Origin of the sequence: Amycolatopsis halotolerans, assembly GCF_042647905.1 — a bacterium.
Classification (GTDB): domain Bacteria; phylum Actinomycetota; class Actinomycetes; order Mycobacteriales; family Pseudonocardiaceae; genus Amycolatopsis; species Amycolatopsis halotolerans.
Map to the genome: position 1 here is coordinate 128,593 of NZ_JBHRWI010000004.1, position 17,652 is coordinate 146,244.

The following is a 17,652-nucleotide window of genomic DNA, read 5'->3' on the forward strand; positions in this document are numbered from 1 at the left end:
TCAATTCGCCTGTCCGGGCACAACCCGTCCGCTAACCTGGGCCGCAGGGCTCAGGGGAGGGGCGGGTTGTGTCCGGTTTTCATGTCGACGACGGCGCGTATGAGAACTACGCGAAGCAGGTCGACCCACTCGGCGACGAGGTGCGCGCCGCGGCGAAAGCACATCTCGGTCCGCACGTGACGCTGTCCGGCGACGGGTTTTCCGCGATCGGGGACGAATCCGGGTTCGCCGGCGCGTACGGGGCGCGGATGCGCGCGTTGCAGGAACGGATGCACGCGCTCGGCGGCGGCTGGCACGACGTCGGCGAGGCCGCTCGGCGTACGCAGGGCAATTACGCCGCGGTCGAGCAGGAACACGGCGACGCGTTGCGCAGGTTTTCGTGAACGCTCCGGTCGATCATCTGGTCCGCAACGGACTGGACACCACTAATCAGTTCGCCGCGAAGCTGAAGCACGATCCGTCGGCGATCAACGGCGCGCGCGACGGGCATGTCGCGCTGCAGACGTCCGTCGGCCAAGCGAATCAGCACGCGGGCAGCCAGCGGGTGAACCTGGCGCACGCCAGTTCCGGGGCGACCTCGGAGCGGGCGGTCGCGACGTCGAAGGACCTGGAGAAGGAAGTCCAGGACCTTCTCGACGAGAGCGCGGAAATCGAGCGGGCGGTCGCGGAGGCGGCGGAAACGCTGCACGTCGGCGAGATCCGCAATGATCAGGTGCGGGACCAGATTCTGCGGGAGATCGCGTCTTCGATGAAGGCGCTGGCCGCCGTCAACGGGATCCAGCCGCCGGAAAGCCGGGCGGCCGCGGCTCGGCAGATTCTGGTGCAGCTGCAGACGAAGATCGGGCAGCTGACCGGTCAGGCGGCGACGTTCACCGAGGAGACGCTCGGGAAACTGACCGGGCTGGGGCAGCGGCTCGGCGGGTCGGACTCGACTTCCGCGAGCAGCGCCACGACCTCGGTGCCGCAGGCGTTCAACAACAACGGCGCGCACGTCAGCCACGGCGGTGGCGGCGGTGGGGATAGCGGTGGCGGTGGAGGCGGCGGCGGGTTCGCCGGGAAGCCGCGGTTGCCGGTGGCCGTTCCGCCGCAGCCCGGCAGCGGGGTCGGGATCAACCTGCCGGGCGGGAAAACCGTGATGGCCCCGAACGAGACCGCGGCCAAAGCGGTTCGGGCGGCGTTGTCTCAGCTGGGTGTGCCGTATGTATGGGGCGGGACCGCGCGCGGGCAGGGGCTCGACTGCAGCGGGTTGACCATGACGTCCTATCAGGACGCTGGGCTGCAGTTGCCGCGGACGGCCAAGCAGCAGACCGTCGGGGCTGAGGTGCCGTCGATGGATCAGTTGCTGCCGGGGGATTTGGTGGTGTGGTCCGGGCACGTCGCGATGGTGATCGGCGACGGGCAGATGGTCGAGGCCGGGGATCCGGTGCAGATCAGCAAGATCCGGACGACCAATGCCGGGCAGCAGTTCATTGGGTTCTACCGGCCTACGGGGTGAGTGGTGGCTGAATTCGACCTGGATCGCGCCGTGGCGCGGGTGATGGAGGAGGCCTCCCGGACCGGGGAGGCGGCTGCCGCGCGGTTCGAGCGGGCTGGGCCGGTGGTGGGGAAGGCCGCTGCAGGCGGGGTTTCGGTCGAGGTCGCGCCTGGTGGGTTGCTGACTGGACTGACGTTGACTCGGGCCGCTTTGCGCAGCGGGTCGGAGGCTGTTGCTTCGCAGATTCTGGAGCTGTCGAGGCGGGCTGAGCGGCGGGCTGGGGATCGGATGCATCAGGTTCTGGCACCGGTTTTGGGTGCGGAAGCCGTGGCTTCGTTGGGGTATGCGGCGTTGGCTGAGGATGATCCGGATTTCTATGACGAAGAGCCGGTGGTGTTGTGAAGACCCGAGAGCTTATTGAGCTGGCTCGGTCTCGCGAGGCTGCGTTGGGGCAGGTCGCCTCGTTGATGACGGAGGCGCGGGGGTCGGCTCATGCTGTCGATGGGTCGGTTGAGGTGACGGTGGATGCGCTGGGGGCGTTGAAGCGGTTGTGGCTTGCGCCTTCGTTGGCATCGGCGGATCCATCTCGGGTCTCGGCTTTGGTGCTTGAGGTGGTGCGGGTGGCGATGGCTGAGGCTGAGCAGGATTGCTTCAACCGGGTGGGGTTGTTGCTGGGGGAGGAGGCTGGGTTGCTCGTGGAGGCGTTGTCCGGGCGGGCCGCGCCGGCTCGCTCTTCGGATGATGATCCTGGGATGACGGTGGAGGAGTTCCAGCGGTTGCGGGGGGAGAGGGTGGGGGAGAGGCGGTTTCCTGCTGCTTCTGCTCCTGCTCCTGTTGAGTCCACTGTGGATAGTGAGGAGTGGGAGGACTTTGATCCGGCTTCGTTGCGGTCGGATCGGTGAGGGGCTGAAGCCTTTTGCCGGGGGCTGACGCCCCCTTCGGGGGTGGTGGTTGCGTGGGGCACCCCGAAGCTGATTGTGACTACGGCGCGGGGGTGCTTGTCAAGGCGGGAAAGATGCCTTGACAAGCACCCCCGCGCCGCGTTTTTGGCTTCGTATCGGGGTGCGGGGGGTGTGGCTGCCTTGGTCTGGGTGCATCGGCTGCGGTTGGGTGGGTGGTCGGGGCTAGCGCCCCAATGAGGTTTTCTCGGTAGCGCGTGGGGTTTTTCGCCCCAGTCGACGGGGCGGGCGTGCGATGCCAGCGACGCCTCGCGGATCTTCCGCAGGAACCGAGCTTCGCAGCCCGTCTCGCCAGGTGGTGCTCCGCATCCCCTGGCCAGCACTGATGGCAACGAATTCGCCGCGTTGCTGAGAAGACCCCAATGTGGCATTGGGTGCATGCGACGCAACGAACGCCACATTGGTTGCGTCGCGAAGGTAGAGGCGGGTCCGTGAAGGGTCCCTTGAGGGAATCCAAGTCCGTGAAGGGGCCCCTCACGGACGGTGCCAGGCAATGCCAGGGAACTTAAGGCGGCGCTCTCGGCGCGGTTGAGATGCGTCTGCCCAGGTCGATGGCATCGGTTCCGGCTTTTGCCAGCGCGGGTGGCAGGAGCGGGATTGTCGTCTGTGAGGGCCTCCTTGAGGGAATCAGATTCCCTCAAGGAGGCCCTCACAGACCTGCGGGCACGGTCAGAAAGGTGTCAATCAGGCATTTCGACCACGCCAGCGTCCTTTGTGGACAGTCGGCGGACTGGGTCGCCCGGTTTATGTCCCTGGTATTGGACGGTGCCGGGTCGTGAGGGGAACCCTGAGGGAATCAGAGTCCCTCAGGGTTCCCCTCACGGACGGCGGCGGGGTGGGTGCGACCTGTGCTTGTGCTGGATCGCACCCACGCCTTCAGTGTCGCTAGCCGCGTTCGATGAGGTGGCCCACCACTTCCGGGCCGGGGTGGGCGTGGCCTGAGCCGTCGCGGCGGAGGTCGATTTCGGGGAGTTCCACGGGGTCTCCGGTGCGGCTCGCGCCTGCTGGGCGGGGGCCGATCCAGGCGACCTGGACTTGGGTTTCTCCCTTGAGGAACCGGTGGGTTCGCACGCCGCCGGTGGCTCGGCCTTTTGCCGGGTATTCGCTGAACGGCGTGACCTTCACGCTCTGGCCCGTCGCGGTGACGACCATCGGTTCGCCGTGTTCTTCGTCGTCCGTGCGGATAGCGCCGAAGAAGACTGCGGTCGCGTTCGCGGACAGTTTCACTCCTGCCATGCCGCCGCTCTTGGCGCCTTGCGGGCGGATCAGGCTTGCGGCGAAACGAAGCAGTGACGAGTCTGACGAGACGAAGGCCAGGGTTTCGTTTCCGTCCGCCAGCCAGGTCGCGCCTACGACCTCGTCGCCTGCCTTGAGGGTGATGATCTCGAATTCGTCCGACCGGACTGGCCAGTCTGGCGCGCAGACCTTCACTACGCCGGCGCGGGTGCCGATGGCCAGGCCTGGCGATTCTCCCGCTTGCTCGCCCAAAGGCGCGATGCCTACGACGCGTTCGCCCTTTTCGAGTGGTACCAGCTCTTTTGCTGCCATACCGCCGCGCAAAGACACTGTGCCTGCTTGCTCTGGGAGCACGGGCAGCGGCAGGACATCCGTCTTGAAGGCGCGGCCTCGGCTCGTCACCAACAGCACTTGGCCGCGCGCGGTGGTGTGTACGACGGCCGATACAGCATCGTGTTTTACGCGGCCGTTGCGGCGGCGGACTTCTGACGCCTCTTCGGATTCCGCTGCGGTGCGGGCGACCAGGCCGGTGGCCGAGAGAATCACCTGGCACGGGTCGTCGGCGACTTCCAGCGGGCCGGACGGCTTTGACGCGGCCAGGACCTCCTTCAGGTCGCCGTCGATGAGGCGGGTGCGGCGTTCGGTGGGGAAGTCCTTGGCGATCTTCGCCAATTCCGTCGAGACGAGCTTCTTCAGAACCGACTCGTCCTCGAGGATCGTGGTCAGCTCGGCGATTTCCGCGCGCAGCTTCTCCTGCTCGTTTTCCAGCTCCAGCCGGTCGTACTTCGTGAGGCGGCGCAGCGGGGTGTCGAGGATGTAGGTCGCCTGGATTTCGGACAGCTTGAACTTCGTCATCAGGCCGTCCTTCGCGGCGGCCGCGTTTTCGCTTTCGCGGATCAGCCGGATGACCTTGTCGATGTTCAGCAGCGCGACCAAGAGACCGTCGACCAGGTGCAGGCGTTCTTCGCGCTTGCGGCGGCGGTAGCGCGTGCGCCGCGTGACGACCTCGTAGCGGTGCCGCAGGAAGACCTCCAGCAGCGCCTTCAAGCCGAGCGTCTGCGGCTGGCCGTCGACGAGCACCAGGTTGTTGATGCCGAACGACTGCTCCAGCGGCGTGAGGCGATACAGATCCGCCAGCAGGGCCTGCGGGTTGACGCCCACCTTGCACTCGATGACGAGCCGCGTGCCGTTCTCGCGGTCGGTGAGGTCCTTGACGTCCGCGATTCCGGTGAGCCGCTTGGACTTGTTGACCTCGTCGGTGATCTTCTCGATCACCTTCTCCGGGCCGACGCCGTACGGCAGCTCGGTGACCGTGATGGCCTGCCGCCCGCGGCTGCCTTCCAGCGGGCCGGTCTCGACATTCGCGCGCATCCGCACCACGCCGCGGCCGGTTTCGTAGGCCTTGCGGACCTCGTCCAGGCCCAGCAGGCTGCCGCCGGTGGGCAGGTCGGGGCCGGGGATGTACTCCATCAGCTTGTCGAGCGTGGCGGTCGGATGGTTGATCAGCCACCGCGCGGCCCCGATCACCTCGCCGAGGTTGTGCGGGATCATGTTGGTCGCCATGCCGACCGCGATCCCGGACGTGCCGTTGACCAGCAGGTTCGGGTACGCGGCGGGAAGCACCGAAGGCTCTTCGAGCGAACCGTCGTAGTTCGGGCGGAAATCGACGGTGTCTTCGCCGAGCTCGCCGACTAGCAGCATCGCTTCGGGGGACATCCGGGCTTCGGTGTTGTGGTTGACGAAACCGCCGGCCAGGAATGAGTGGTCCTCGGTGGTCACTCGCACCGAGTAGACCTCGGCGGGTTCGGCGGCAGTCGCGTCGACGACCTCTTCGAACCGGTAGCCGGAATCCATGATCGGCAGGATCGTCGCGAGGACCTCGGTGTCCTTGATCCGGTCGATGATCCGGAGCCGCTCGGTTTCCCACCGTTCGATCCGGTCGAAGTTGTGCCGGGTGAGCCATTTCCGGCCGCTGCCACGACGGTCGAAGTCGAGCGCGCCGCGCACGTAATCGGCTACGAACGGCACCTTGTCCGAGCTGAGCCGGTGCGGGCGCAGGACGGACCGCTGCAAGAGCTGCCGCAGCTTTGACTGCTTCGACTTCAGGAATCCGACACGTTCAGCGAACGCGCGGACGTTGCGCAGACCGGACACTACGAGCCGGTGCTCGATCGAACCGGTAGGCCGGGTGTAGCGCCGGTGCGTGGCGATGACGCCGAACTCGGCGAGCATTTCCTGCAGCTGGGCGGCAAGCTGCTCGCTGTAGCTCGAGTATTGGACAGTGAAGCCGTCGTAGGCGACCCGGCAACCTCCGTCCCCCTCGAACGCGGCCATCAGGAACGCGCGTTTCACACCGGGACCGGAGTTCCAGACGAACTCCGGGACAACCTTGTCCCGGGCCTGGTGGCCGATGAACTCGGCCAGCGGACTGGCCCGGAAGGCGTCCATCGCCCCGGCGTAGTCCTGGATGTCGATTTCCTGGATCCGCTTGCGGTCTCGGCGCGTTGTGCGTTCCGAGACGTAGCGTTTGCCTCCGACCACCTGGTCGTAAGCGTGCAGGACCTCGCCGAAGAAATGCTCGTCGGTGTTGTTGAAGCCGGCTCGGTTCTCGCTGGCGAAGCCCTCGGAAACCCAGGCTCCAGCCAGGACGCCGAGGTTGTATTCCCGGGCTGTCGGGATGATCTGCGTCCACGCGTTGCGGGCGAGGCAGACGACGGTTCCCGGCTTGACCTCGTCGAGCTGGCGCCACTGGAACATCGGCACGCCCATCGGTGCTTCCAGGCACAGCACCGGGTGGTTTTCACTGCCGCGGAGCGCGAAGCCGGACTTGGTCGTGATCCGGACGGTCGGGTGCACCCCGGAGTTGAAGACCTTGTCGACCTGAACCGCCTTGCCGTCCTTGTCGAGCACCTCGAAGTCGGCGTCGGCCTCGGAATCGGCGGGAAGGTTCACCACGTCGGCGATGCGCGGGCTGGACCCGTCGGCGAGACGGATCCGGGTGTCGCCCGTCAGGCAGTATCGGCTCGCGGCCGGTCCGTCGTCCGGGGAACCGAAGTTTCCGTGCCCGTCGATCAGCGGGGCGTTCATCGAGAAGTCCTGGGCGAGCCGGACCATCGCGTCGTAAATCGCCACGTCGCCGTGTGGATGGTACTTGCCCATGACGTCGCCGACCACGCGCGACGACTTCACGTACGCGTGCGTCGGGCGGTAGCCGTTCTCGTTCATCGAGAACAGGATCCGGCGGTGCACCGGCTTCAGGCCGTCTCGCGCGTCCGGGAGGGCGCGCGAGTGGATCACCGAGTACGCGTACTCCAGGTATGAGTCTTCGATCTCCGTCTTCAGCGGGTTGTCGAAGACCTGCGCGCCCGGCGAGTCGAACGCGCTCGGGTCGACCCGGGTCACCGGGGTCTTGCTACGGCGAGCCATGGCTCACAACTCCTTGGGAACGAACGGAAATCTCAGACGTCGATGGCGTCGCGGTCGACGCGGTCGGACGATTCGACCAGCCAGTTGCGCCGCGGCTCGACCTTCTCGCCCATCAGCAGTTCCAGCGCCAGCTCCGCGGCCTCGACGTCCTCCAGCGTGATCCGCCGGACCGAGCGCGTCGCCGGGTTCATCGTGGTTTCCCACAGTTCGTCGGCGTCCATCTCGCCGAGGCCCTTGAACCGCGGCACCGGCGTGACGACCGTCTTGCCCGCCGCTTCGAGTTCGGCGACCTTCTGCTCCATCTCGCGCTGGGTGAAGGTGAAGATGGTCTCCGAACCGCGGCCCTTCGTGGTGATCTTGTGCAGCGGCGGCATGGCCGCGTACAGCCTGCCGTCCTCGATCGCCGGGCGCATGTACTTCGCGAACAGCGTGATCAGCAGCGTGCGGATGTGCGAACCGTCGACGTCCGCGTCCGCCATCAGGATCACCCGGCCGTAGCGCATCGTCGTCAGGTCGAACGTGCGGCCGGTGCCCGCGCCGAGCACCTGCACGATCGACGCGATCTCGGCGTTCTTCAGCGTGTCGCCGAGCGACGCCTTCTGCACGTTGAGGATCTTGCCGCGCAACGGCAGCAGCGCCTGGTACTCCGACACCCGCGCCATGCGCGCGCTGTTGTGGACGAACACACCGGATTCGAGGGCGAAGTTGTGATAGTCCTCGACGGTGAGGTCGTAAACGTCTGCCGTCTCGGTGAGCGGTTCGACGCTGACGACGCTGTGGTTGGCGTTTTGCGCAGCCTCGCGAAGGCGGGTGTAGTCACCGTCGAAGTGCGCGAGAAGCCGCGCGAAGCGCAAGCCGGTCGGTGCTGCGGTCTTGCGGTGTGCGTCGTACCTGGAGCCTAGTACGTCGTCTGAGCAGGACAGCATTGTTGACAGACGCTTTAGCGCGGCATTCCGCCGCCCGTCGTTCTGCTTGGCCACTCGCTCGGCTCGGGGGACAGACGCGACGTACTCTGCGCGCCCTGCCTGAACCCTCTCGAGGTGTCCCGTTTCCGGGTCGCTCATTCGCTTCTTCATCCGCTCGGAGTGCTGCTCTCCGAACTCGGGATGCTCGTCGTGCCAGGCGAGGACCGCGGCTCGCTGCCGTTCCCGCTCCCCAGGGCAGGAGAACTGCTCGATCGTCTTCTGCGCGCGCCAAGACCGGAGAGATTCGTCCTGCCACTGTCGGGCGGACCGTTCGCTCCACTCCTCGCGCCGTCCCGGCTCGGCGAAGAACGCACGGACCCGTTCCGCGGCCTGCGCCCGATGCTCAGGGCGTTCCCAGTACTCGGCTTGAACCTGTCGCAGGCGCTCCGCGTATGCCGCCTTCTCCTCGGCGTCGAGTCCGCCGTACCAGGTTTGGAAACCTTCTTCGAGCCGCTTCCGGAAGTCCGGATCGCTGTTGAGCGCGGCCAGCCGGGCGAGGCACGCCGTGCGGAAGGCCGGGTCCTCCCATTGTCGCGACAGCATCGCCGACTTGAATTCCAAGCCGCCTTCGGCCAGCCAGGCACGATAGCCCTCGTGGACGTGGTCGCCCATCATCGACGCGTGCAGGGCGGCGTGGTCTTCCCACGTCATCCGGCGGATGTTGCGGGGATCGTTGTTCCGCTTGTTCACGTCGACGTGGTGCCGGACGTTGCCGTTCGCCGCGTAGTCGCGACCGTGCCGAAGGTTGTCGGCGTCCGCGAGGTAGTGCGTGTAAACCCACTCCGACCGGTCGTTCATCCAGACACGTTCGTAGCCGTTGAGCTTGTCTCCTGCCGCGGCGGACGAGACGGATCGGTAAAGCGGCATCAGGGAGTCGCCGGGCGCCAAGGCGTCCGCACGCCGGTATGACCCGTCCCGCAGCCGGAAGAGGTGATCGGGGGTGCAGCGCACGGATTCGCCGTTGTCGATCGTGACGCGGACCAGCGCCGCGCCTTGCTTGGTCACTCGAGGCTCGACGAGCGGTGCGAGGACGACACGGCCCGCCTTGTTCGTGGTGTAGCCGAAGTGAGTGATGCCTGCTTCCCAGTCTTCAGCAAGCTCCGCGAAGGACCGGCTGGTGCCGGAGGCCAGCGCTACCCGCGTGTCTCCCGTAAAGCAGCCGAGCGCGCTGTCGCCCTCCACCAGGAACAGTTCGCTGCGCGAGACGCCGGTGGTGCGGCAGTCGACCAGCTTCGGCGGCATCGCCGCGCCCTCGAGCGCGGTCTTGCGCCGGGCGGCGTCCTTCTGCTGTTTCTGGGTGAGCCGCACGCGCGCCGCGTCGACCACCTTCTGCAGCACGATCTTGGCCTCGGACTTGGTTTTCCGGTCCTCGGTCCAGGCGCGCAGCTGCTTGTCGACGATGCCCTGGATGACGCGCGTGATGCCCGCCGTGGACAGTTCGTCCTTGGTCTGCGAGGTGAACTGCGGCTCCGGCAGCCGGACGTGGATCACCGCGGTCATGCCTTCCAGCACGTCCTCGGTGGTCGGCGGGTCCTCCTTCGCCTTGAGCAGCCCGCGTGTCTTGCCGATCACGTCCTGCAGCGCGCGGGTGACCGCGCGGTCGAACCCGCGCCGGTGCGTGCCGCCGTGCACGTTGCGGATCGTGTTGGTGAAGCACTCCACGGTGCGCTCGTAGCCGGTGCCCCAGCGCAGCGCGACCTCGACCTCGGCGTGTCGCTCCACATTGGACTGCATGACGCCGTTGGCGTCCGCCGCGTTCTCCTTGTACGTGCCCTCGCCGGTGATCATCAGCGTGCCGCAGACGGGTTTTTCGCTGTCCGGGGCGAGGAAGTCGACCATGTCCGACAGCCCGTTCGGGAAGTGGAAGGTCTCCTCGTTGATGGTGTCCTCGAACGTGGTGCGCAGCACGTACGTGACGCCTGGCACGAGGAACGCGGTGTTGCGCAGCTTCGCGCGCACGCCTTCGACGTCGAGCACCGCGCCGGTTTCGAAGTACCGCGCGTCGTACCAGTAGCGGATCGACGTTCCGCTGCGCTCGCCGCGCTTCATCTTGCCGACGAGGTTGAGCCCGGAGCGGCGGGTGAACTTCGCCTTCGCGCCGGGACCGTCGAACACGCCGGGCACGCCGTGCGCGAACGACATCTGGTGCACCTTGCCGTCCTGCTTCACCGTGACGTCGAAGCGGTGCGACAGCGCGTTCACCGCCGAGGCCCCGACGCCGTGCAGACCGCCCGACGTCTTGTATCCGGAGCCGCCGAACTTGCCGCCGGCGTGCAGCCGGGTCAGCACCAGTTCGACGCCGGAAAGGCCGGATTTGGCGTGCACGCCGGTGGGAATGCCGCGGCCGTCGTCGTCCACCTGGACGCTGCTGTCGCCGTGCAGCGTGACGACGATGCGCGCGGCGTGGCCCGCCACGCCCTCGTCGGTGGAGTTGTCGACGACCTCGGAGAAGAGGTGGTTGATGCCTCGGCTGTCGGTGGAGCCGATGTACATCCCGGGGCGCTTGCGAACCGCCTCGAGTCCCTCGAGGTGGGTCAGGTCATCGGCCCCGTACAGAGTCTCAGCGGTCACGAGGTCGTTCTCCCGGATCGAGGCGAGCTGTTCGGTGGGCAAACAGGCGGCCGGAGCAGGGGCCCCGGGCCGTCACCGTACTGCAGGATATCCGCACCCCCTGACAGGAACTGGCCGCTGCGCCCCCGACGGCGTCCCGCAGCGTGTCCCAGGTCACCGGTATAGTCCCCTTGGAATACATCTTCCACGCGAGTAGTTGTGCCGACAAGCAAGGTAAGAAGCAACCGGCTAGGGAGCGGTCATGCAGTTCGGAATCTTCTCGGTGGGCGACGTCACGACCGACCCCACCACGGGCGTCACGCCCACGGAGCACGAGCGCATCAAGGCGATGGTCAAGATCGCGCTCAAGGCCGAAGAGGTCGGTCTCGACGTCTTCGCCGTCGGAGAGCACCACAACCCGCCGTTCGCCGCGCCGGCGAACCCCACGGTGCTGCTCTCGAACATCGCGGCGCGGACGGAGAAGATCGTCCTCTCGACGTCGACCACCCTCATCACCACCAACGACCCGGTGCGCCTGGCGGAGGACTACGCCATGCTGCAGCACCTGGCCGACGGGCGGCTCGACCTGATGATGGGCCGCGGCAACACCGGCCCGGTCTACCCGTGGTTCGGCAAGGACATCCGCGAGGGCATCCCGCTGGCCGTCGAGAACTACGCGCTGCTGCACCAGCTCTGGCGCGAGGAGGTCGTCGACTGGCAGGGCAAGTTCCGCACCCCGCTGCAGGGCTTCACCTCGACCCCGCGCCCGCTCGACGGCGTGCCGCCGTTCGTCTGGCACGGTTCGATCCGCAGCCCGGAGATCGCCGAACAGGCCGCCTACTACGGCGACGGGTTCTTCGCGAACCACATCTTCTGGCCGACCTCGCACTTCCAGCAGCTGATCGCGTTCTACCGGCAGCGCTTCGAGCACTACGGGCACGGCAAGGCCGACCAGGCCATCGTCGGGCTCGGCGGGCAGGCGTTCATCCGGCCGAAGTCGCAGGACGCGTGGAACGAGTTCCGGCCGTACTTCGACAACGCGCCGGTGTACGGGCACGGCCCGTCGCTGGAGGACTTCACCGAGCAGACGCCGCTGACCGTCGGCAGCCCGCAGGAGGTCATCGACAAGACGCTGACCTTCCGCGAGCACTTCGGCGACTACCAGCGCCAGCTGTTCCTGATGGACCACGCCGGCCTGCCGCTGAAGACCGTGCTGGAGCAGCTCGACCTGCTCGGCGAGGAGGTCGTGCCGGTGCTGCGCAAGGAACTGGAAGCGAAGCGCCCGGCGCACGTGCCGGACGCGCCGACGCACGAATCGCTCAAGGCGGCTCGCGAAGCCCAGTCCGTCACCGCTTGACCTGGGTTCGCCTGACTGAGTGGAGAGGTCATGACTGCACGCACTATCGCCGTGGTCACCGCGGGGTTGAGCCAGCCGTCGTCGACGCGGCTGCTGGCCGACCGGCTGGCCGAGGCCACCCGCGCCGCCTTGGTCGACGACGACGTGACGGTGAAGGTGTTCGAACTCCGCGACATCGCGGTGGACGTCACCAACAACATGCTCACCGGGTTCCCCAGCCCGCAGCTGCGGGAAGTGATCGACACCGTGACTCGCGCGGACGGCTTGATCGCCGTGACGCCGGTGTTCACCGCTTCCTACAGCGGGCTGTTCAAATCGTTCTTCGACGTGTTGGACAAGGAAGCGCTCGACGGCAAGCCGGTGCTGCTCGCCGCTACGGGCGGTACGGAACGGCATTCGCTCGCGCTCGACTTCGCGCTGCGGCCGCTGTTCGCTTACCTTCGCGCGACTGTGGTTGCGACTGGCGTGTACGCGGCGTCGTCGGATTGGGGCAGCGTCGAGGCGACGGGTGCGTTGCAGCAGCGCGTGGAGCGGGCTGGCCGTGAGCTGGCGCAGTTGGTCGCGGCGGCGCCTGAGGCGAAGCCGGATGACGAGTACGCGTCGGTGTCGTTTGAGCAGTTGCTGGCTGGTCACTGACGGCTCCTGGCGGTCAGGATGGCTTGCGGCGTCTGGGTTTGCGGGTCGAGGAGCAGTTCGGCCTCGATGGTGAACCCGGCGTCGCGCAGCCAGTTCGTCATACGTTCCCGCGGACGGCGGTGCACCTGGAGCTTCATCGGGTGGCCGCCGTAGCCTTCGGTTTTGAGCCGGGTTTCGTCGCCGACGTGGAACAACAGCTGGAGCAATCCGCCGGGGCGCAGGGCTTGGCGGAAGTTCGCGAAGACGGCCGGGACCAGGTCGTCCGGCAGGTGGATGATCGACTGCCACGCCACGATTCCGGTCAGCGAAGCGGCGGGCAGCGGGTCGGTCATCGAGCCGACCTCGAATCGCAGCGTCGGGTGGTCGCGCCGGGCGATCTTGATCATGCCGGGGGACAGGTCGATGCCGTACGCGGTGACGCCCAGGCCGTTGAGGTGGGCGGTCACTTGGCCGGGACCGCAGCCGATGTCGGCGACTGGGCCGTCGTCGGTTTGCGCGGCGAATAGCTCCAGCGCGGCAAGCAGATACGGCTGTTCGGCGAAAGCGTCGCGGACGAACGCGGCGTAGTCCTCCGCGACGGTGTCGTACGAAGTACGGGTGTCGGTGAGCCATTCCATGTCAGCCTGCCGGGGTCTGGGCGATGAGGACGGTGGCGCGTGTGGTCCAGCCCAGCGCTGAATACAGCTGTTGGCCATCTGCCGTGGCGACGAGGATCCCCGTCAGAGCGCCACACGCCTTGGCGCTTTCCGCGAGTGCGCTCATCACGACGCTGCCTAGGCCGCGGCGGCGATGTTCGGGCTCGGTCGCGATCCGGTCCGCGATCGCGTCGGTGCCGACCACGGCCATGGTTCCGCGCGCCGCGACGCCCGAGGGATGTGTCAGCACGGTTTCGAACACCGTTCCCTTCATGGTGGTCGCGCACGTGTAGGGCGGCGGAGCCGGGCGCAGTGGATGTCGTCGCAGCGGAATGGTCATGAGCGCTTCGCGTGAGTCCCGGAGTTTTAGGCCAGCCTCGCGCACAATCGCCTCGACCGACTCGGGCCGGTTCGTCGGCACGGTCAGCCAGGTCGGGCGCGAAGCTGCGGCCGCCTCGTCGGCGAGACCGCCCAGGACATCGGGTTCGTCGGACAGCGCGACGACCTCGCGATGCCGGTCGGGTTGTCCGACCAGGACATGCAGCCCGCCGCGGGCTTGTTCGGCAGGACGGAAGCCTCGGGATGCGCCCCATCCCGCCTGCCAGCGGAGGATGAGGTCAGGCAGTGCTTCGACCACGCTGAGCAGCTAAGCATTCAGCACCGACAAAAAACGTGCGCGCCGTCGCAGGACCGGGTGCCAGCGTGGGTCCAGTATGGACAGTCCGGCCAAGTTTCGCCTGGCAGCACGGCGAGTCTGACGGCACACTGAACTGATGGGATTGGGCAAGCCAGTGCGCCGGGTGCTCTTCTCGGTCGTCGGCGGAGTGCTGGTGATCGTCGGGGTCGTGCTGCTCGTGCTGCCGGGGCCGGGACTGCTGCTGGTGCTCGCCGGACTGCTGGTGCTGGCCGCGGAGTTCCCGGCGCTGCAGCGATTTGTCGACCCGGTGCGGACGCGGGCGATGAAAGCCGCCGAGGACAGTGTGTCTTCGCCGTGGCGGATCGCCGGTTCCGTGCTGGCCGGGCTCGCGCTGCTGGCCGCGGGCATCGTGTGGGGGACGGTTCGGTCGCTGCCGCTGAGCGGGTGGAGCACCGGGACGAGCTTGATTCTGTCGAGCTTGATCTTGTTCGCGTTGCTGATTTGGAGCTATCGACGGGTGCGGGCGAAGCGAGCGTCAGGCGAGCACGGCGGCGAGTCCTAGGTAGCCGCCCCCGCCGATCACGACGCCAGCCACCGCGCCGATGGTCACTTGCGCGACGGTGTGGTCTTTCAGCTCGACGCGCGACCAGCAAACCCACGCCACGGCAAGGAAAAGCAAGGCCAGCCAGGGGCTGTAGACCTTCATCAGCATCACCGTCGACCCGGCGGCGACCATGGCGTGCATCGAGATCTTGAATTTCAGCCCGAAGGTCACCGCCAGCGCGACAACCAGACAGGCCAGCTCGGCGGCGGCCAGCGCGATCATCTCGTGGGGCGCGGAGCCGACGAGCAGCACCACGAATCCCAGCGCGAGGGAACCGATGCACGCGGCGAACGGCACGAGCCGACCGGCGCGGTTGGTGACGTGGTGACTGTCCCACTTCCCGCGTTTCGCGCCGCGCACGATGACCGCCATCGGGATCAGGGAGCCGGTGATTCCCACGATCAGGCCCCACAGCACGGCTTCGCCGAGGTGCTGACCGGTGACTTGCCAGGCGACCACGAGCGGCAGGCCGAGCACCCACACCCAGGGGGCAAGTACTTCCGTCGCTGCTCGTGCAACCCGGTGGCGGGTACCGGCAGGAGCCAGTTCTTCCGGCGGGGCGGATGGCACGGCTCGGCTCCTCAGGGCTCGGTGTCGGGGCTGGGGAATGGTATCGGGACCGGAGAAAGAAAGCGCCTGGACCTGCGAAATCGCAGGCCCAGACGCTCCCTTCGCTAGCCGTCAGGAGGCGTAAAGCTTGGCCACCTCCGCAGCAGACAACGCCCGGTCGTACACGTGCACCTGGTCAACCGCCCCGTTCAGGAAGTCGACCGGGTTCCCGCCGTACTTCCCTCGCCCGATCACCGTGTGCCCGGTGGACGCCTCGCCGAGACAGACGCTCTTCGACGCGGCCGGTTGACCGTCCACGTACAGCGCGAGCTGCCCGGTAGCGGCGTCGCGGACACCGACCAGGTGGTACCAGCGTCCGGCTTCCGGCGTCATCGGCGCGAGGGCCCGCGTGCCGACGAAGCTGAACGCCAGCTTGTGGTCCGCGCCGGAGTACTGCAGGAAGAACGCGCTGTGGTCGTTGCCGTCCTGGCTCACCACGGTCTGGAACCCGTCGCCGACCGCGTTGAACTTCACCCACGCCGCGACGCTGTAGCTCAGGTCCGTCTTCGCGAGCGCGGCACCGGTGTCGGCGTACTGGCCGGAGCCGTTCACCGCGAGGGCCGAACCGCTGTGTCCGGCGGTCCAGGAAGCGCCGCCGATGAGCGTCGCGTCGTGGTGGCCCACGGTGTCCGCCGCGGTGGTGCCGCTGTTCTCGTCGAACGGGTACGCGGCGATTCCGTCGATGCCGGGAGTGCCCGGCGGGATCACCGGACCCTGTTGGGGCGAGCCGTCAACGCCCTTGATCACCGACAGGTTCGCGGCGCGGACGGCGGCGAAGTCCATCTTCTTCACCTGACGGTCGTAGGTGTAGAAGCCGTTGACCTCCTTTTCTACGTCGGTGGTCTGCGTGTACACGCCTGCCGACACCCCGCATTGCCGTCCGGCGAGCAGGAGGCGTTGCTGGAGTTCGGCGTAGCGCCGGGTGAGCGTGGCGCTGTCCGGTTCCATCTCGTAGGCGAAGCTGCCGGCCGGGTCGAACTGGTGTCCGTCGACCTTCAGGCCGAGGCCGCCGTACTCGCCGTCGACTGCGGCGCGTGTCGCGTCCGGCACCGGGGTTCCGGGACCGGTGTAGGTGTGGTCGTCGTAGAGATCGCCGCGCCCGCTGTCCGGCTCGGACCGGCAGCAGTTCACGCCCGACTCCGCGTCCACGAGCCGCGTCGGGTCCCAGGCCTTGACCTGGTCGGCGATCCGGCCGACGGCGTAGTCGCCCCAGCCCTCGTTGAACGGCACCCAGGTGACGATCGACGGGAAGCTGCGGTGCTGGTCGATCATCCGGTGCAGTTCGGATTCGAAGTTCGCTTGCGACGCGGGCGTCGCCTCGATGTCGTCCTTCATCGCGGGCATGTCCTGCCACACCATGAGCCCGAGCTTGTCCGCGTAGTAGTACCAGCGATCAGGTTCGACCTTGATGTGCTTGCGCACCATGTTGAACCCGAGCGCCTTTTCCTGCTCCAGATCGAACTTCAGCGCGGCGTCGGTGGGCGCGGTGTAGATGCCGTCCGGCCAGAAACCCTGGTCCAGCGGACCGAGTTGCATCACGAACTTGCCGTTGAGCATCATTCGTTGCTTGCCGTCCGCGGTCTTGCCGACGGAAACCGACCGCAGGCCGAAGTACGAGCCGACACTGTCCCCAGAGGACAGTGAGACGCGCAGGTCGTACAGGAACGGATCGTCCGGGGTCCACAGATGCGGCCGGTTCACCTTGAGCTTCAACGGAGTGTTCGCCGGTCCGGATACATGGCCGACGACGCGGCCGTGGTCGTACGCGACGGCTTCCACGCGTTGCTTCACCGGCCCGCCCACGACGGCGTTGACGGTGACCGAACCGTTGGCGACGTCTGGCGTAGTGTCCACTTTGGAGATGTAAGCCGGGGTCACCGGTTCCATCCAGACGGTTTGCCAGATGCCGGACGACGGGGTGTAGAAGATTCCGTCGCCGGGCTTGCGCTGTTTGCCGAGCGGTTGTCCGCCCGCGTCATTCGGATCCGTGACGCCGACGACGACTTCCTGGTCTTTCCCAGTGGTCAGGGCATTGGTGACATCCGCGGAAAACGCGTCGTAACCGCCGGTGTGGCGCGCGACCTGATGGCCGTTGACCCACACCGTGGTGTCGTAGTCGACCGCCTGGAAGTGCAGGATCAGCCGCTGGTCCCGGCCGCCGACGTGCCAGTTCTTCGGCACCTGGAACGTCCGCCGGTACCACATCGACGTTTCGTGCCGCATGATTCCCGACAACGCCGATTCGACCGGGTAAGGGACGAGAATGCGTTCGTCGAGACTGCGTTTGATCGGCGGCGAATCGCCCGGTTTGGCGGCGGAGAATTCCCAGACGCCGTTGAGGTTCTGCCAGTTGTCGCGGGTCAGCTGCGGGCGCGGGTATTCGGGAAGGGCGTTGCCCGGCGAAACCTGGTTGGTCCACGGGGTGGTCAGGGGAGGGGTGAGGCGTTGCCATTGCGGCGGGTCAGCCGCGGCGGCGGGGACACTCGACAACCCGGACACGGCCACGGCGAGCGCGGCGGCCACCGTGGCCAAACGGCCGGGTCTGCGGGCAGGACGGACCATCG

The 17,652-nt window shown here is 67.2% G+C and carries 11 protein-coding genes and 6 pseudogenes; 7 read left to right on the forward strand and 10 right to left on the reverse strand.

Annotated elements, in window-relative coordinates; translation table 11 throughout:
- Positions 1-68: 68 nt before the first annotated feature.
- From ACFORO_RS03140 to ACFORO_RS03155, 4 genes are read left to right on the forward strand one after another with little or no spacing between them, the layout of a single operon-like run.
- A complete protein-coding gene (locus tag ACFORO_RS03140; RefSeq protein ID WP_116205241.1) occupies positions 69-383 on the forward strand; it encodes a hypothetical protein in 315 nt (104 codons plus the stop codon).
- Positions 380-1,495 carry a C40 family peptidase gene (locus ACFORO_RS03145; protein ID WP_377869391.1) on the forward strand — a complete coding sequence of 372 codons (1,116 nt, stop codon included), beginning with the start codon at positions 380-382 and terminating at the stop codon, positions 1,493-1,495. Before ACFORO_RS03140 ends, ACFORO_RS03145 begins: the two co-directional genes overlap by 4 nt.
- Positions 1,496-1,876, forward strand: a complete 381-nt coding sequence (locus ACFORO_RS03150) for a YbaB/EbfC family DNA-binding protein (RefSeq protein ID WP_377869392.1) — start codon at positions 1,496-1,498, stop codon at positions 1,874-1,876.
- Entirely contained in the window at positions 1,873-2,376 is a 504-nt protein-coding gene (locus ACFORO_RS03155; RefSeq protein WP_377869393.1) for a YbaB/EbfC family nucleoid-associated protein, read from the forward strand. The genes ACFORO_RS03150 and ACFORO_RS03155 overlap by 4 nt, the downstream gene beginning before the upstream one ends.
- Before the next feature lie 942 nt (positions 2,377-3,318).
- Here ACFORO_RS03155 and ACFORO_RS46655 read toward each other — a convergent pair.
- From ACFORO_RS46655 to ACFORO_RS03175, 6 pseudogenes are all read right to left on the reverse strand, one after another.
- Positions 3,319-5,400, reverse strand: a pseudogene (locus ACFORO_RS46655) (DNA gyrase subunit A); the annotation flags it as partial.
- A gap of 390 nt (positions 5,401-5,790) precedes the next feature.
- Positions 5,791-6,438, reverse strand: a pseudogene (locus ACFORO_RS46660) (LAGLIDADG family homing endonuclease); the annotation flags it as partial.
- 27 nt (positions 6,439-6,465) lie between these two features.
- Positions 6,466-7,095, reverse strand: a pseudogene (locus ACFORO_RS46665) (DNA gyrase subunit A); the annotation flags it as partial.
- Positions 7,096-7,127: 32 nt separating this feature from the next.
- Positions 7,128-7,766, reverse strand: a pseudogene (locus ACFORO_RS03165) (toprim domain-containing protein); the annotation flags it as partial.
- A 6-nt stretch (positions 7,767-7,772) separates the two neighbouring features.
- A pseudogene (locus ACFORO_RS03170) lies at positions 7,773-9,242 on the reverse strand (ATP-binding protein); the annotation flags it as partial.
- Positions 9,219-10,631, reverse strand: a pseudogene (locus ACFORO_RS03175) (ATP-binding protein); the annotation flags it as partial. The pseudogenes ACFORO_RS03170 and ACFORO_RS03175, both read right to left, overlap by 24 nt.
- 241 nt (positions 10,632-10,872) lie before the next feature.
- Between ACFORO_RS03175 and ACFORO_RS03180 the strand changes: the two are divergent.
- Positions 10,873-11,967 (forward strand): LLM class flavin-dependent oxidoreductase, encoded by a 1,095-nt coding sequence (locus tag ACFORO_RS03180; protein ID WP_354749957.1) that lies wholly within the window; start codon positions 10,873-10,875, stop codon positions 11,965-11,967.
- A gap of 30 nt (positions 11,968-11,997) precedes the next feature.
- Complete coding sequence (locus ACFORO_RS03185) at positions 11,998-12,603, forward strand: FMN reductase (protein WP_377869395.1); 606 nt, start codon at positions 11,998-12,000, stop codon at positions 12,601-12,603.
- Here ACFORO_RS03185 and ACFORO_RS03190 read toward each other — a convergent pair.
- Together ACFORO_RS03190 and ACFORO_RS03195 are read right to left on the reverse strand one after the other, a co-directional pair.
- Positions 12,597-13,220 carry a class I SAM-dependent methyltransferase gene (locus tag ACFORO_RS03190; protein ID WP_377869396.1) on the reverse strand — a complete coding sequence of 208 codons (624 nt, stop codon included), beginning with the start codon at positions 13,218-13,220 and terminating at the stop codon, positions 12,597-12,599. The two genes, ACFORO_RS03185 and ACFORO_RS03190, sit on opposite strands and share 7 nt — an antisense overlap.
- A 1-nt stretch (position 13,221) precedes the next feature.
- A complete protein-coding gene (locus ACFORO_RS03195; RefSeq protein WP_377869397.1) occupies positions 13,222-13,875 on the reverse strand; it encodes a GNAT family N-acetyltransferase in 654 nt (217 codons plus the stop codon).
- Positions 13,876-14,011: 136 nt separating this feature from the next.
- Here ACFORO_RS03195 and ACFORO_RS03200 point away from each other — a divergent pair, with 136 nt between their 5' ends.
- Positions 14,012-14,437 (forward strand): PGPGW domain-containing protein, encoded by a 426-nt coding sequence (locus ACFORO_RS03200; protein WP_377869398.1) that lies wholly within the window; start codon positions 14,012-14,014, stop codon positions 14,435-14,437.
- Here ACFORO_RS03200 and ACFORO_RS03205 read toward each other — a convergent pair.
- Positions 14,411-15,049, reverse strand: a complete 639-nt coding sequence (locus ACFORO_RS03205; RefSeq protein WP_377869399.1) for a hypothetical protein — start codon at positions 15,047-15,049, stop codon at positions 14,411-14,413. The two genes, ACFORO_RS03200 and ACFORO_RS03205, sit on opposite strands and share 27 nt — an antisense overlap.
- A 111-nt stretch (positions 15,050-15,160) precedes the next feature.
- On the reverse strand, positions 15,161-17,650 hold the full coding sequence (locus tag ACFORO_RS03210; protein ID WP_377869400.1) for a LamG-like jellyroll fold domain-containing protein: 2,490 nt from the start codon (positions 17,648-17,650) through the stop codon (positions 15,161-15,163).
- Positions 17,651-17,652: the final 2 nt, after the last annotated feature.

Coding starts and splice junctions, on each gene's coding strand:
- ACFORO_RS03185 (WP_377869395.1), top strand. CDS start 11,998: ATGACTGCACGCACTATCGCCGTGGTCACCGCGGGGTTGAGCCAGCCG.
- ACFORO_RS03190 (WP_377869396.1), bottom strand. CDS start 13,220: ATGGAATGGCTCACCGACACCCGTACTTCGTACGACACCGTCGCGGAG.
- ACFORO_RS03180 (WP_354749957.1), top strand. CDS start 10,873: ATGCAGTTCGGAATCTTCTCGGTGGGCGACGTCACGACCGACCCCACC.
- ACFORO_RS03210 (WP_377869400.1), bottom strand. CDS start 17,650: ATGGTCCGTCCTGCCCGCAGACCCGGCCGTTTGGCCACGGTGGCCGCC.
- ACFORO_RS03200 (WP_377869398.1), top strand. CDS start 14,012: ATGGGATTGGGCAAGCCAGTGCGCCGGGTGCTCTTCTCGGTCGTCGGC.